This window comes from Streptomyces sp. NPDC001381 (assembly GCF_042895685.1).
In the GTDB taxonomy this organism is placed as follows: Bacteria; Actinomycetota; Actinomycetes; order Streptomycetales; family Streptomycetaceae; genus Streptomyces.
The window spans coordinates 624,104-638,020 of the sequence record NZ_JBIAWO010000003.1 but is presented as its reverse complement, the minus strand read 5'-3'; the positions used below and the strand labels follow the sequence as shown (position 1 = coordinate 638,020).

Genomic DNA, 13,917 nt, shown 5'->3' with positions numbered 1-13,917 from the left:
AGGAGCAGACGTGCTGAGACGCAACTCCTTCCGGCTGCCCCGGCATCCGGCGTCCGTCGGCCTGGCCCGGCACCGGGTGCGGGACCATCTGGCGGACTGGGGGCACGCCCCGGACGGCCGGGCGCTGGCCGACGCGCTCCTCGTGGTGTCCGAGCTCGCCACCAACGTCGTACGCCACGGGCCCCTGCTGGAGCGGGAGTTCGAGGTGGCGGTCACCGCGCTCGCGGACGGCTCCTGCCTCATCGAGGTCTCCGACGAGGACCGGCAGGAACCCCGGCTGCGGGTGGTCGGCGAGTGGGACGAACACGGCCGCGGCCTGCACCTCGTGGAACACCTCGCCACCGCCTGGGGCGTGTGGAGCAGGGGCCGCCACGGCAAGACGGTCTGGGCGCTGGTCGTGGCGACCGCCTGACCGCGGCCCGTCAGCCGCACACCGCCGGCCGCGCCGGCAGTTCCACCGTCACCCCCAGCCCCTCGCCCGGCGCCGTCCGTACGCTCACCTCGCCGCCGTGCGCCCGCACCACACCCTGCACGATCGCCAGCCCCAGACCGCTGCCCGCGCCGCCGCCCGCCCGGAAGAAGCGGTCGAAGACCCGTGCCGCGTCCTCCGCCGCCAGCCCCGGCCCCTCGTCCCGCACCGACAGCCGTACCACCCCGTCCGCGCGCTCCGCCCCGAGCCGCACCGGCACGTCGGCGGGCGTGTGCGTGCGCACGTTGGCCACCAGGTTGCCCAGCACCTGGCGCAGCCCCGACTCGTCGGCCCGCACCAGCAGCGCCCCGTCCGCGTCGACCGTGACGGGCCGCCCGGGCTGCTGCGCCCGCAGGTCCTCGGCGGCGTCCCGCACCAGCCGGCTCACGTCCACGTTGCGCAGGCGCAGTTCGGGCCGCTGATCGAGGCGGGCCAGGGTGAGCAGCTCGTCGACGAGCCGGCCCATCCGGTCCACCTCGCCGTTCATCCGGTCCCAGGCCCGTCGGCGCTCCTCCGGCTCGCGCAGCATCCCCTGGTCGTACAGCTGGAGATAGCCGCGGATCGCGGACAGCGGGGTGCGCAGCTCGTGCGAGGCGTCGGCGACGAACCGGCGCAGCTGGGCCGCGCTGCGCTCGCGCGTGCGGTACGCCGTCTCCACCTGGTGCAGCATGGAGTTCAGGGCCAGCCGCAGCTGTTCGACCTCGAGCGTGGTCTCCCGGCTGGAGGGCACCCGCCGGGTCAGGTCGCCCTCCGCTATCGCCGACGAGGTCTCCACCATGTCCTCCAGCGGCCGCATCCGCCGCCGCACGCTGAACAGCGTCAGGCACGCGAGCAGCATCAGCAGCAGCGTGCCGACCGCGAGATCCAGTCTGAGGGCCTTGGCGACGCCCTGGTGCAGGGCCTCCGTGGAGGTGGCCAGCAGGATGTAGGGCCCGTCGGCGAGCCGGGTCGCGGTCACCCGGTACGCGGCGCCGTGCACGCTGACGTCGCGCGGCTCGGACTCGGCGGCCAGGGCGCGCGGGTCGGCCACGGCGTCCGCGAGGGCGCGCTGGACGTCGGTGGGCGCGACGTCGAAGAGGGTGAGGGCCGTGCCCCTGGCGTCGACGGCGGTGAAGACCGAGTCCGGGGTCGGCCGGTCGTCCGAGCCGCCGGGCAGGATCCGGTCGCGGACCACGCCGAGCACGCTCAGCGAGTCGATCTGGCGCAGGGTGAGCCGCGAACTGCCCAGCGAGTTGCGCATCTTGGTCAGATCCGTGTCGATCTGGCCGAGCAGGTAGTGCCGCATCCCCATCAGGCTGACCGCGGTCGCCGCGACGACGCCGACGGCGAGCAGCGCGACGTTCGCCAGCGTCAGTTTCACCCGCAGGGAGCGCAGCCCCCGGCCACGGCGCGGGAACCTCATGCCAGCCCGTATCCCACGCCCCGCCGGGTGGTGATCACCGGCGCTCCCAGGACGTCCAGCTTGCGCCGCAGATAGCTGATGTAGGTCTCGACGACCGTCGACTCCGTCGGTGTGTGCTCGTACTGCCAGACATGGCGCAGGAGTTGCTCCTTGGGCACGATCCGGCCGCCGTTGCGCACCAGGAACCGCAGCAGCGCGTACTCGGTGGGGGTCAGCTCGACCGAGCGGCCCGCGCGGTGCACGCTGTACGTCGTCTCGTCCAGTTCCAGGTCGCCGTAGCGCAGCGGCGGGCGCTGCGGCAGGACGTCCGCCGGGCGGGTACGCCGCAGGACGGCCGTGATCCGGGCGACGACCACGTCGATGTCGAACGGTTTGGTGATGTAGTCGTCGCCGAAGCCGAGCGCTCCGACGATCTCGGCCGGCGCGTCCCGCGCGGTGAGGAACACCAGGGCCAGATCGGGCCGTTGCGCCCGCAGTTCCCGCCCCAGGGCCCGTCCGTCCCCGTCCGGGAGCATGACGTCCAGCAGCGCCACGTCGGGCCGGGTGCGCCCGGCGAGGGCGAGGGCCTCGCGGACCGTGGCCGCGGTCATGACCTCGAAGCGGTGGTAGCGCAGCGCGATGGCGAGGACGTCCGCGATGCTCGGCTCGTCCTCGACGACCAGCACGGTGCCCGGAGCCGTCGACATGCCCCCAGTATCGGCGGCCGCGCCGGCGACCGGGCCGGTTCCCGCTTTGGAGTTCCTTGAGAGTCGTGGCCGGTCGATGTCCACGCGGGCGTGCCGCCGACGATCCTGGTGCCAGGACCTGGGGGACCCGTCGACCGTGGTGAAGGAGTTGTGATCGTGGCGGCATTGGCACGCTGGTGCTACCGGCACAGACTGGTGGTCCTGTTGCTGTGGGTGGGGGCGCTGTTCGGCCTGGGATTCTCGGCCTCGGCGGCGGGAACGGACTACGCGAACGTCTTCTCCCTCCCCGACACGGACTCCAAGAAGGCGTACGACCTGATGGAGAAGGCGTTTCCCGCGCGCGCGGGCGACACCGACACGGTCGTCTGGAAGGTCGACGAGGGCACGGTCCGCGACCAGGACGTACGGTCCCGGATCCAGCCCGCGCTCGACGAGATGGCGGGGATGAAGGGCGTCGGCGGGGTCACCGGCCCGTACACGGCCGGAGGCGCGGCGCAGATCAGCGCCGACGGCAGGATCGCGTACGCGCAGATCACCTTCGCCGACCAGGCGAACGCCGTGCCCAAGGAACTCGTCCAGGACGTCGTCGACACCGCGCGGGACGCCGAACGCGACGGCCTGGAGGTCGAGCTGGGCGGCCAGGCGATCCAGCGGGTGCAGGAACCGCCCACCGGCCTGGCCGAGATGGTCGGTCTCGTGGCGGCCGCGATCGTGCTGTTCCTGGCCTTCGGCTCGCTCTTCGCGATGCTGCTGCCGCTCGCCGTGGCGGTCTTCGGGGTCGGCACCGGCCTGTTCTCGACGCAGCTGCTGAGCCATGTCACCGACATCCCCGACCTGGCCCCGCTCCTGTCGTCCCTGATCGGCCTGGGTGTCGGCATCGACTACGCCCTGTTCATCGTCACCCGGCACCGCAAGGGCCTCCTGCGCGGCACCGACCCGGAGGAGTCCGCGGTCACCGCCCTCAACACCTCCGGCCGGGCGGTGCTGTTCGCGGGCGGCACGGTCTGCATCGCCCTCGCGGGCATGCTGGTGACGAACCTGCGCTTCCTGGACGGGGTCGTCATCGGTACCTCGCTGACGGTCGTCCTGAGCGTCCTCGCGGCCACCACCCTGCTGCCCGCCCTGCTCGGCTTCCTCGGCCCGCGTGTCCTGAGCCGCAGGCAGCGCGGGCGGCTCGCCGCGCAGGGGCCCGAGGTGGAGCAGGCGAGCGGGCCCGCGGCGCGCTGGTCGGCGGGCGTGCAGCGCCGGCCCCGTACGGTCGCCGCGCTCGCGCTGGTCGTCATGGCCGTCCTCGCGCTGCCCGTGCTGTCGCTGCGCCTGGGCGCCACCGACCAGGGCAACGACGACGCCTCCACCACCACCCGCAAGGCCTACGACCTGCTCGCGGAGGGCTTCGGACCGGGCTTCAACGGCCCGCTCCAGGTGGTCGTGGACGGCACCGACACCACGGCCCTGGTGCAGGGCATCGAGGACACCGCCGGAGTCGCCCGGGTGGCCGCGCTGCCGCCCGCGCGGGGCGTCACCGTCATCCAGGTGGTGCCCACCACCTCGCCGCAGTCCGAGGAGACCGACACCCTCATCGACCGTCTGCGCGACGACGTCATCCCGCGGGCCGGTGCCGAGGCGCACGTCGGCGGGGTCACCGCGGTCTCCAAGGACTTCGCGACGGTCACCGGCGACCGCCTGCCCCTCTTCATCGCGACGATCATCGGTCTGGGCTTCCTGCTCCTGCTGATCGCCTTCCGCTCCCTGGTGGTGCCGCTGACGGCCGCCGTGATGAACCTGATCGCCGCCGCCGCCTCCTTCGGCGTCCTCGTCGCCGTCTTCCAGTGGGGCTGGGGCCTGGACCTGCTCGGCCTCGGCAAGGAGGGCCCGATCAACGCCTTCCTGCCGGTCATCATGCTGTCCCTGCTCTTCGGGCTGTCGATGGACTACCAGGTGTTCCTGGTGAGCCGGATGCACGAGGAGTGGGTGCACACCAAGGACAACGCGCGCGCGGTGCGGGTGGGGCTGGCCGAGACCAGCAGGGTGATCAACTCCGCCGCCCTCATCATGGTCTGCGTCTTCCTCGCGTTCGTCCTCAGCGGCGACTCCGGCGCGGCGATGGCGGGCGTGGGTCTGGCGGCGGCGGTCGCACTGGACGCGTTCATCCTGCGGACGGCGCTCGTCCCGGCCGCGATGCACCTCCTCGGCGCCGCCAACTGGTGGCTGCCGGCCGGGCTGGAGAAGCGGCTGCCCCATCTGGCGGTGGAGCCGAAGGAGGAGGGGGCGCCGGGCACCGGGCACGGTGAGGGTCCCGCCACGGTCCTGCACGGCTTCGTACGGGACACCGCCGGCGACCCCGTCGAGGGCGCCGCGCTCACCCTGAGGTCCACGGGCGGACGCCCTCTGGACACCGTCACCTCTCTCGCCGACGGCTCGTACATCCTCTCCGCCCCGGCGCCGGGGACGTATCTGCTGGCGACGACGGCACCGTCGTACCCCACCCGGGCGCGGCGGGTCACCGTCACGGAGGAGCCGCTGGTGTACGACGTGGAGCTGACGGACGTCCCGGAGGCGACCGAGGTCACCTGACGCCCGGGGTCACCTGTCCTTCTTCCCCGGGTCCGGCAGGGCGTTGGTCATGCCGGGCAGGAAGTCCGTGAACAGGTCGTGGATCTCCATCACGAGGGGGCGCAGCACCCGGAACCGGGCCAGTGCCACACCGCGCGCGGTGAGGCGTGCGCCGCGGTCGGCGAGCCGGTAGCTGCGCTCCCTGCCCTCCGTACGGTCGTAGATCCAGTACATGACGAGGCCCATCTGGGAGAGCCACATCAGCTCGGGCAGCACCTCGCGCAGTTCCTCCGGCACCTTCGCCTTCGAGCCCGCGAGCACCTCCTTGTGGACGGCGATCGCCTCCACGCGCGCGTGCTCCGACTCCGCCGAGAAGGGGCTGAGCGGGCTGTCGGGGTCGGCGGCGTTCTTGAAGAACTGCACCGCGAACTCGTGGTACGGCGTGGCCACGTCCAGCCAGGCCCGCAGCACGCCCGCCATCCGGGCCTCCAGGCTGGTCTCCCGCGCCAGGATGCCGCGGACCGCCTCGCGGTGCTCCGCCGCGAGACGGTCGTAGAAGCCCTGGATCAGCCACTCCTTGCCGGCGAAGTAGTAGTAGGCGTTGCCGACGGAGACCCCGGCCTCCTGGGCGATGGCCCGCATCGTCGTCTTGTCGTAGCCGCGCTCCTGGAACAGCCGCATCGCCGTCTCCAGGATCAGCGCGCGGGTCTGCTCGGACTTCGACGTGGGCGACGACGCGTGCGGCTCGGCCGGGGGAGCGGGAGTGGGCTCGGCGCGGCCTTCGCCGTCGGCGGGCTCGTTGATGGCGGACACGGAGAGAGAGCCTAGTCAGTGGAGCAGGAGCCGTCGGCACAGGAGGGCGGGGTGTAGGTCCACCCGTGACGCCGGTCGAAGGACCACCCGTCGGCCGAGTAGTACGCGCCCCCGCCCCAGCCGGTGTCCCGCCTCTGCGCCCCGCGCCACCGGGCGGCGGCCAGGACCGCGCCCTTGGCCAGCCGTGCCCCGGCGGGCGTGCTCAGCCGGTGCGCCAGGGGCCGGTGCTCGCGCAGCGCCCACAGGGTGACGATCCAGGCGGCGGCGCCCCGGTAGACCTGGCCGCCGTCGCCGACCACGGTGATCTCCTCGAGGGTGGCGCGGTGGTCGAGCCCGGGGAAGCGGGCGGCGGCCTCGGCGGATCCGGCCGCGACGAGGTCCAGCGGGACGAGCTGCCGCTGCCGGCTCAGCCAGTCGCGCACGAAGGTGCACAGGGTGCAGTCGGCGTCGTAGAGGACGGTGAGCCGGCGGACCGGGACGCGGGTGGCGTCCCGGTCGTCGGCGGCCTGTGCGGCTGCCATCGTGCTCACGCCCCGGCCGAGGCGGCCCAGTCCTGCGGGGGGACCGGCGGGATCTGCTCCCGCTCCATGACCCCGCGCCGCCGGATCCGGTTGAGCACGTAGACGTTGCCCAGGTGCATCACGCCGAGCACCAGCAGCACCACGCCGAGCTTGGTCGACAGGGCCTCGAAGATGCCGCGGGTGTCCTCGATGGTGTCGTCGCCGCTCAGGTAGAGGGCGACGAAGCCGAGGTTGACGAGGTAGAAGCCGACCACCAGGAGGTGGTTGACGGCGTCCGCGAGCTTCTCGTTGCCCTGCAGCACGTCGGCGAGGAAGACCCGTCCGTTGCGGCTGAGGGTCCGGGCGACCCAGACGGTCAGACCGATGCTGACGACCAGGTAGATGACGTAGGCGATGACCGTGCGGTCCATGCGTCCCCCTTGTTGAACGCGTTCAAAACGCTGACAGGGATGACTGTAGCTCAGTTTTGAACACGTTCAAGACGTGGCGGAGTGGGACCTGCGTCACGTCCTGCGCGCGAGCTCCGGCCGCTTGGTGTAGTCGGTGAACCCGAGGACGTTCCCCCAGGGGTCGGCGACCTCGACGGTCCATCCCGTCGCCACGGAGAACGGCGGATCGAGCGGCGCGATCCCGGCGTCGGCCAGCCGTCTGGCCGCCACGCGCGCGTCCGGCACCTCCAGCCACAGCCGGGGCGAGGCCCACGGGGGCGGCCGGTGCCCCAGCGCCTCCTCCTGCCGCAGCAGGATCCCCGGGGTCTCGCCCCCCACCTTCAGCAGCGCGATCCCGCCCTCGTCGAACCGGAACGCCACCGTGAAACCGGCCCCCTCGTAGAACCGCACGGCCTCGCCGAGGTCGCCGACGGGGAGCAGGACGTTGTCGAACCCGAGCAGTTCGTAGGACTCGTCATCTGACATACCGTCAGAATAGGTGGCGGCCCCGCAGGAACCGGTGATTGCCGGCGGAGGAAAGAGCAGCGGACGACCGGGCCAAGCCCACCCCGGCTTCTCCGGGGTCGGTTTTCTGCTGCAAGATGACGTGCACCCACTTTGCACGCAGATCATCCGCTCAGACGACTACGGGGAGAACTCGCCTTGTCCGAACAGCCGCAGCACCCGCAGCAGCCCCACCAGCCGCCCCAGCCCGGGTACGGCTACCCCAACGCCGGCGGCCCCGGCCCCTACGCCGGTCAGCCCGGCGGGCAGGCCGGCCCCTACGGATACCCGCAGCAGGGCCAGCCCCAGCCGGGCTACCAGCAGGGCTACCCGCAGGGTGGATACGCCGCCCCCGGTTACGTGCCGCCGGGCACCTTCACCGGCGACCCCCACGCCCCCTACGGCTACGACCCCTACGGGCGTCCCTACTCCGACAAGTCGAAGATCGTCGCGGGAGTCCTCCAGCTCGCCCTGGGCAGCCTCGGTGTCGGCCGGTTCTACATGGGTCACGTCGGCATCGCCCTCGCCCAGCTCTTCACCTGCGGCGGCCTCGGCATCTGGGCCCTGGTCGACGGGATCATGATCCTGACGAGCAACGACAAGACCGACTCCAACGGGCGGGTCCTGCGTGGCTGAAGCGGAGCGCCCGTCCGCGCTGCGGCACCCGGCTGCGGCACCCCTCGCGGTGCTCGCCGCCGGCGCGGCGGGCTCCGCCTATCTCTACGGCACCGACCCCCACCAGCCCGGCCATGTGCTCCCGCAGTGCCCGTTCCGCCTCGTCACCGGTCTGCTCTGCCCCGCCTGCGGCGGCACGCGCATGACCTACGACCTGATGCACGGTCACTTCGCCCAGGCCTGGCTGGACAACCGCGTCCTGCTGCTCGCCTCCCCCTTCGCCCTCGCGCTCCTGGCCCGCTGGATCTGGGAGGGCCTGCACGGCCGCAGCTGGCACCCGCGCCTCGGCGGCCGGGGCGTGGCCGTCGTCCTCGGTGCGGCCGTGGCCTGGACGGTGGTCCGCAACGCCTTCTAGGCGGCAGGTCACACTTCGTTTTCGCGGACGCCGTGAGCGAACGCGGAGTTGGCGAATTTTGATCACGGAACAGGAACGATCGGTCACAGCTACTCCCTTTTGCGCCACTGATCTCTCTAGGCTCACGTGACACAGGGGGGACGTCCGCGCGTGGTCAGCACCAGGCACGGGCGTGGTCGTCGACGACGGTCGGCGTAGGTGAACATCTCGTCGTATCCCTCCTGGACTCCCCGTCCGGAGCAAGCCGGCTCCGGTCATTCGAAGTCATCCCAGGAGCAGTTCTCATGACCGTCCCCACCCCCGAGGCCCCCTACGGCGTCGACCCGCTGGGTCGCCCGTACTCCGACAAGTCCAAGATCGTCGCCGGTATCCTCCAGCTGTTCCTGGGCACCCTCGGCATCGGACGCTTCTACGTCGGCTCCGTCGGCGTGGGCATCGCCCAGCTGCTCACCTGCGGCGGCCTCGGCTTCTGGGCCCTGATCGACGGCATCCTGTTCCTCACGAGCAACGACCGCACGGACAGCCAGGGCCGCGTCCTGCGCGGCTGAGCCCGGAGCACCGCCGACGGCGAGGGCCCCCTCCTCTCGAGGAGCGGGGCCCTCGCCGTACTCATGCGTAACTTCACCCGGGAAACGCGGTACCGGAGATCGAACTGCCCTAGGCTGTCGAGGATTTGAAGATTTCGTGCAGCTTGAGAGGTGGAAGTGCGCATGTCCCGCACACCGTCAAGACGTACCGTTCTCCGCGGGCTCACGGTCACCGGGGCCGCGGTGGCCGGTTTCGACCCGGCCGCCCGCAGCTGGGCCGCGGCCGCGCCCGAGTCCGGCACGGAGACGGCGGCACTCACCAGGATTCCCCGCCTGGACGGCACGCTCGTCACGGACGAGTCCTCACTCACCGCCGCGGCCGAGGACTACGGGCACATCGTGCACCGCCGTCCCTCGGCCGTCCTGCGCCCCGGCTCGGTCCGTGACATCGTCACCATGGTCCGGTTCTGCAACGACCACTGCCTGCCGGTCGCACCGCGCGGCCAGGGACACGCCCCGTACGGTCAGGCGCAGGTGGAGGGCGGGCTGGTCATCGAGACCGCGACCCTCGCGGACATCGGCCCCGTGGACCCGGACAGCACCACCGTCACCGTCGGCGCCGGCGCCCGCTGGAGCGAGGTGGCCAGGGCGACGCTCGCCCACGGCCTCACCCCGCCGGTCTTCACCGACTACCTCGAACTCTCCGTCGGCGGCACCCTGTCCGTGGGCGGCCTGGGCGGCCAGGCCCAGCGGCACGGCGCCCAGGTCGACAACGTCACCCAGCTGCGGGTCGTCACCGGAGCGGGCGAACTGGTCCGCTGCTCCCCGTCCCGCCGCCCCGACCTCTTCCACGCCGTCCTGGCGGGCCTCGGCCAGTGCGCCGTCATCGTCGAGGCCACCCTGCGCCTGGTGCCGGCGCCCGAGACCGTACGCCACTACCAGCTGACCTACGACGATCTCGCCACCTTCCTCGACGACCAGCGCACCCTCGTCCGGGAGGGCCGCTTCGACTACGTGGAGGGCCAGGTCCACACGGACGCCGCGGGAGCCTTCCGCGTCTACAGCCTGGAGGCCGTCGCCTACGGCCCGCCGGTCGGCCCCGCCCCGGACGACACCGCTCTCCTGCGCGGCCTGCGCCACGACCCGTCGACGGTCCAGTACACCGACCTGCCGTACTTCGACTTCCTCGACCGGCTGGCCCCCGTCATCGCGGCCATGAAGGAGGCGGGCATCTGGACGTACGCCCACCCCTGGCTCAACCTCATGCTCCCCGGCTCCTCCGCCGCGTCCCTCGCGGCCCCGCTCCTGGACGCCCTCACCCCCGCCGACCTGGGCGCCGGAGGCGTGATCCTCTTCTATCCCCTCCTCCGCGAACACCTCACCACGCCGCTGCTGCGGACCTCCGACGAGGACGTCTCGTACCTCTTCGACATCCTCAGCGCGGCCGCACCGGGCGACTCCGCGGGCATCGACCGCATCCTGTCGGCCAACCGCGCCGCCTACGACACCGTCGCCGCGGCCGGCGGCACCCACTACCCCGTCGGCAGCATCCCCTTCACCCCCGACGACTGGCGCACCCACTTCGGCCCCGCCTGGCCGGCCTTCGCATCGGCCAAGAGCACCTACGACCCGGCCGGCGTCCTGGTCCCGGGCCAGGGCATCTTCTGACGCCGCCGCCCCGGAGCCGGATCCCGTCTCCGGCTCCGCACCCGTCGTCGGCACCGGAGGCGGCGAGAGGGTTGTGCATCGGGCGGATCCATGAAGGATGACCGTATGTGGATCGAGCTCATCTCCTCGCTGTCGGCCGACGTGGAACTCGCGGCCGGACCCGGCTGCGAGGAGGAAATGCGGGTGGCGGAAGTGGTGCTGGGGCATCCTCTGCCCGCCGCGCTCAAGGACTTCTGGCGGGTGGCGGACGGCGCCCGGGACAAGCACGGGGCCGGGGTGGTGTGCTCGGTCGGTGAAGTCGTGGACCGGAACCTGGAGTTCAGGAGTTCGGCCGGCTTCCGGGGGCGCTACATGCCGTTCGACCCGCTGCTGCTCTTCGGGGAGAGCGGGGGCGGCGACCTGTTCGCCTTCGTCGTCAGGCCCGAGCGGCCCGACGTCTTCGTCTGGGAGCACGGGAGCGACAGCCGCCGCCGGGTGGCGGACGGACTGGAGGACTACCTACGCCGCCGCCTCGCCGGCGGAGACCCGGAGTGGTACGCCTCCTGGTGAGAGCGGCTCAGCCGCACGTCTTCCGCCGGCCTGTTCGCAGTGATCCCGGCCGCGTCGAGGGTGACCCCGGCGCCGACGGAGCCGGGGAGGACGGCGGACCCCGGTGCCCCTCTTGATCACGTTCACCCGATCGTGGCGTGTGACGCCCGAGGGCCCCGCCCCCGGTGGTGAGACCGGGAGACGGGGCCCTCGTGGACGTACCGCGGAAGGCGGGGTCAGAAGCGGCGGGTGATCAGGGCCTTCTTGACCTCGGCGATCGCCTTCGTGACCTCGATGCCGCGCGGGCAGGCGTCCGTGCAGTTGAACGTGGTGCGGCAGCGCCAGACACCGTCGCGGTCGTTCAGGATCTCCAGGCGCTGCTCGCCCGCCTCGTCACGGCTGTCGAAGATGAAGCGGTGGGCGTTCACGATCGCGGCCGGGCCGAAGTACTGCCCGTCGTTCCAGAACACCGGGCAGGAGGAGGTGCAGGCCGCGCAGAGGATGCACTTCGTCGTGTCGTCGAAGCGCTCGCGGTCCTCGGAGGACTGCAGACGCTCGCGCGTGGGCTCGTTCGTGTCCTTCGTGATCAGGAAGGGCATCACGTCCCGGTACGCCTGGAAGAACGGCTCCATGTCGACGACCAGGTCCTTCAGGACCGTCAGGCCCTTGATGGGCTCGACCGTGATCGGCTTCTCGGGGTTGATGTCCTTGATCAGCGTCTTGCACGCGAGGCGGTTCTTGCCGTTGATCCGCATCGCGTCGGAGCCGCAGATGCCGTGGGCGCAGGAGCGGCGGAAGGTCAGGGTGCCGTCGAGGTCCCACTTGATCTTGTGGAGGCCGTCGAGGACGCGCTCCTTCGGGTCGATCTCCAGCTGGAAGTCTTCCCAGGTCGCCTCCGCCGAGACCTCGGAGTTGAAGCGGCGGATGCGGAAGGTGACCGTGATGTACGGGGAGTCGGCGAAGCCGGGCTCGGGGGCGCCGGCCGCGTCCGCCTTGTCGAGGGTCGGGGTTGCCATCAGTACTTACGCTCCATCGGCTGGTAGCGGGTCTGGACGACCGGCTTGTAGTCGAGACGGACGGTCTCGGTGCCGTCGTCGCCCACCTCGCGGTACGCCATGGTGTGGCGCATGAAGTTGACGTCGTCGCGGTTGGGGTAGTCCTCGCGGTAGTGACCGCCGCGGGACTCCTTGCGGGCGAGCGCGGAGACCGCCATGACCTCGGCCAGGTCGAGCAGGTTGCCCAGCTCGATCGCCTCGAGGAGGTCCGTGTTGAACCGCTTGCCCTTGTCCTGGATCGAGACGTTCCGGTAGCGCTCGCGCAGCTCCGCGATCTTCTCGACCGCCGTCTTGATCGTCTGCTCGGTGCGGAACACCATGACGTTCGCGTCCATGGTCTCCTGCAGCTCGCGGCGGAGCACCGACACCCGCTCCGTGCCCGTCGACGTGCGGAGCCTCTCCACCTGGTCGATCACGAACTGCGCCGGGTTCTCCGGGAGTTCGACGAAGGCCGCCTTCTGGGAGTACTCGGCGGCGGCGATGCCCGCACGGCGGCCGAACACGTTGATGTCCAGGAGGCTGTTGGTGCCCAGGCGGTTCGCGCCGTGCACCGACACGCACGCGACCTCGCCGGCCGCGTACAGGCCGGGGACGACGGTGGTGTTGTCCGCCAGGACCTCACCCTCGACGTTCGTCGGGATGCCGCCCATGGCGTAGTGCGCGGTGGGCTGGATCGGGATCGGGTCCGTGTACGGCTCGATGCCCAGGTAGGTGCGCGCGAACTCGGTGATGTCCGGGAGCTTGGCGTCCAGCTGCTCCGGCGGGAGGTGGGTGAGGTCGAGGTAGACGTGGTCGCCCTCGGGACCGCAGCCGCGGCCCTCACGGATCTCCGTGTAGATGGAGCGGGACACGACGTCACGCGACGCCAGGTCCTTCATCACCGGCGCGTACTTCTCCATGAAGCGCTCGCCGTCCTTGTTGCGCAGGATGCCGCCCTCACCGCGGGCGCCCTCCGTCAGCAGGATGCCCATGCGCCAGATGCCGGTCGGGTGGAACTGGAAGAACTCCATGTCCTCCAGCGGCAGACCCCGGCGGTAGACCGCCGCCTGGCCGTCACCGGTCAGCGTGTGCGCGTTCGACGTCACCTTGAAGAACTTGCCGCAGCCGCCGGACGCGTAGATCACGGCCTTCGCCTGGAAGACGTGGATCTCACCGGTCGCCAGTTCGTAGGCGACGACGCCGGCCGACTTGCGGACGCCGTCCTCCTCGGTGATCAGCTGGTCGAGGACGTAGAACTCGTTGAAGAACTCCACGCCCTCCTTGACGCAGTTCTGGTACAGCGTCTGGAGGATCATGTGGCCCGTGCGGTCCGCGGCGTAGCAGGACCGGCGGACGGGAGCCTCGCCGTGGTTGCGGCTGTGACCGCCGAAGCGGCGCTGGTCGATCGTGCCGTCCGGGGTGCGGTTGAACGGCAGGCCCATCTTCTCCAGGTCGAGGACGGAGTCGATGGCCTCCTTCGCCAGGATCTCGGCGGCGTCCTGGTCGACCAGGTAGTCACCGCCCTTGACCGTGTCGAAGGTGTGCCACTCCCAGTTGTCCTCCTCCACGTTGGCCAGCGCGGCGGCCATGCCGCCCTGCGCGGCGCCCGTGTGGGAGCGGGTGGGGTAGAGCTTGGTCAGGACCGCGGTGCGGCTGCGCTTCGTCGACTCGATGGCCGCGCGCATGCCCGCGCCACCGGCGCCGACGATGACGGTGTCGTACTTGTGGATCTTCATGATTCTCGCAGCCCCGTG

15 protein-coding genes are annotated in these 13,917 nt (G+C 71.5%); 7 read left to right on the top strand and 8 right to left on the bottom strand.

Annotation, left to right across the window (positions count from 1 at the left end):
* The first annotated feature begins 10 nt into the window (after positions 1-10).
* Positions 11-412, top strand: coding sequence for an ATP-binding protein (locus ACFY2L_RS16545; RefSeq protein ID WP_390658280.1), 402 nt, complete (start codon positions 11-13; stop codon positions 410-412).
* 10 nt (positions 413-422) lie between these two features.
* Here ACFY2L_RS16545 and ACFY2L_RS16540 read toward each other — a convergent pair whose 3' ends face one another.
* Both ACFY2L_RS16540 and ACFY2L_RS16535 read right to left on the bottom strand, forming a co-directional pair.
* Positions 423-1,871, bottom strand: coding sequence for a sensor histidine kinase (locus tag ACFY2L_RS16540; protein WP_390658281.1), 1,449 nt, complete (start codon positions 1,869-1,871; stop codon positions 423-425).
* Entirely contained in the window at positions 1,868-2,557 is a 690-nt protein-coding gene (locus ACFY2L_RS16535; protein WP_390658282.1) for a response regulator transcription factor, read from the bottom strand. The genes ACFY2L_RS16540 and ACFY2L_RS16535 overlap by 4 nt, the downstream gene beginning before the upstream one ends.
* Before the next feature lie 165 nt (positions 2,558-2,722).
* Between ACFY2L_RS16535 and ACFY2L_RS16530 the strand changes: the two genes are divergently transcribed.
* On the top strand, positions 2,723-5,131 hold the full coding sequence (locus tag ACFY2L_RS16530; RefSeq protein WP_390658496.1) for an MMPL family transporter: 2,409 nt from the start codon (positions 2,723-2,725) through the stop codon (positions 5,129-5,131).
* Positions 5,132-5,140: 9 nt separating this feature from the next.
* Here ACFY2L_RS16530 and ACFY2L_RS16525 read toward each other — a convergent pair whose 3' ends face one another.
* The 4 genes from ACFY2L_RS16525 to ACFY2L_RS16510 all read right to left on the bottom strand — a co-directional run bounded on the left by ACFY2L_RS16525 (position 5,141) and on the right by ACFY2L_RS16510 (position 7,358).
* On the bottom strand, positions 5,141-5,914 hold the full coding sequence (locus ACFY2L_RS16525; protein WP_390658497.1) for a TetR family transcriptional regulator: 774 nt from the start codon (positions 5,912-5,914) through the stop codon (positions 5,141-5,143).
* Between the two features lie 20 nt (positions 5,915-5,934).
* On the bottom strand, positions 5,935-6,444 hold the full coding sequence (locus tag ACFY2L_RS16520) for a thiol-disulfide oxidoreductase DCC family protein (RefSeq protein ID WP_390658283.1): 510 nt from the start codon (positions 6,442-6,444) through the stop codon (positions 5,935-5,937).
* A 5-nt stretch (positions 6,445-6,449) separates the two neighbouring features.
* The gene (locus tag ACFY2L_RS16515; protein ID WP_390658284.1) at positions 6,450-6,854 is read right to left on the bottom strand and encodes a hypothetical protein; all 405 of its coding nucleotides are present in this window, start codon (positions 6,852-6,854) and stop codon (positions 6,450-6,452) included.
* Positions 6,855-6,947: 93 nt separating this feature from the next.
* Complete coding sequence (locus ACFY2L_RS16510) at positions 6,948-7,358, bottom strand: VOC family protein (protein ID WP_390822647.1); 411 nt, start codon at positions 7,356-7,358, stop codon at positions 6,948-6,950.
* A 177-nt stretch (positions 7,359-7,535) separates the two neighbouring features.
* Here ACFY2L_RS16510 and ACFY2L_RS16505 point away from each other — a divergent pair, with 177 nt between their 5' ends.
* From ACFY2L_RS16505 to ACFY2L_RS16485, 5 genes are all read left to right on the top strand, one after another.
* Positions 7,536-8,012: a TM2 domain-containing protein gene (locus ACFY2L_RS16505; RefSeq protein ID WP_390822646.1), complete on the top strand. Its 477-nt coding sequence runs from the start codon at positions 7,536-7,538 to the stop codon at positions 8,010-8,012.
* A complete protein-coding gene (locus tag ACFY2L_RS16500) occupies positions 8,005-8,406 on the top strand; it encodes a DUF2752 domain-containing protein (protein WP_390658287.1) in 402 nt (133 codons plus the stop codon). The genes ACFY2L_RS16505 and ACFY2L_RS16500 overlap by 8 nt, the downstream gene beginning before the upstream one ends.
* A 284-nt stretch (positions 8,407-8,690) precedes the next feature.
* On the top strand, positions 8,691-8,954 hold the full coding sequence (locus ACFY2L_RS16495) for a TM2 domain-containing protein (protein WP_055632039.1): 264 nt from the start codon (positions 8,691-8,693) through the stop codon (positions 8,952-8,954).
* Between the two features lie 162 nt (positions 8,955-9,116).
* Positions 9,117-10,601 carry an FAD-binding protein gene (locus ACFY2L_RS16490; protein ID WP_390822645.1) on the top strand — a complete coding sequence of 495 codons (1,485 nt, stop codon included), beginning with the start codon at positions 9,117-9,119 and terminating at the stop codon, positions 10,599-10,601.
* A 105-nt stretch (positions 10,602-10,706) separates the two neighbouring features.
* Entirely contained in the window at positions 10,707-11,150 is a 444-nt protein-coding gene (locus ACFY2L_RS16485) for an SMI1/KNR4 family protein (protein WP_390822644.1), read from the top strand.
* A gap of 215 nt (positions 11,151-11,365) precedes the next feature.
* Here the strand turns inward: ACFY2L_RS16485 and ACFY2L_RS16480 are convergent, their stop codons facing one another.
* Together ACFY2L_RS16480 and sdhA are read right to left on the bottom strand one after the other, a co-directional pair.
* Positions 11,366-12,145 (bottom strand): succinate dehydrogenase iron-sulfur subunit, encoded by a 780-nt coding sequence (locus ACFY2L_RS16480; protein WP_390658290.1) that lies wholly within the window; start codon positions 12,143-12,145, stop codon positions 11,366-11,368.
* Positions 12,145-13,899 carry a succinate dehydrogenase flavoprotein subunit gene (sdhA, locus tag ACFY2L_RS16475; RefSeq protein ID WP_390658291.1) on the bottom strand — a complete coding sequence of 585 codons (1,755 nt, stop codon included), beginning with the start codon at positions 13,897-13,899 and terminating at the stop codon, positions 12,145-12,147. Before sdhA ends, ACFY2L_RS16480 begins: the two co-directional genes overlap by 1 nt.
* Positions 13,900-13,917: the final 18 nt, after the last annotated feature.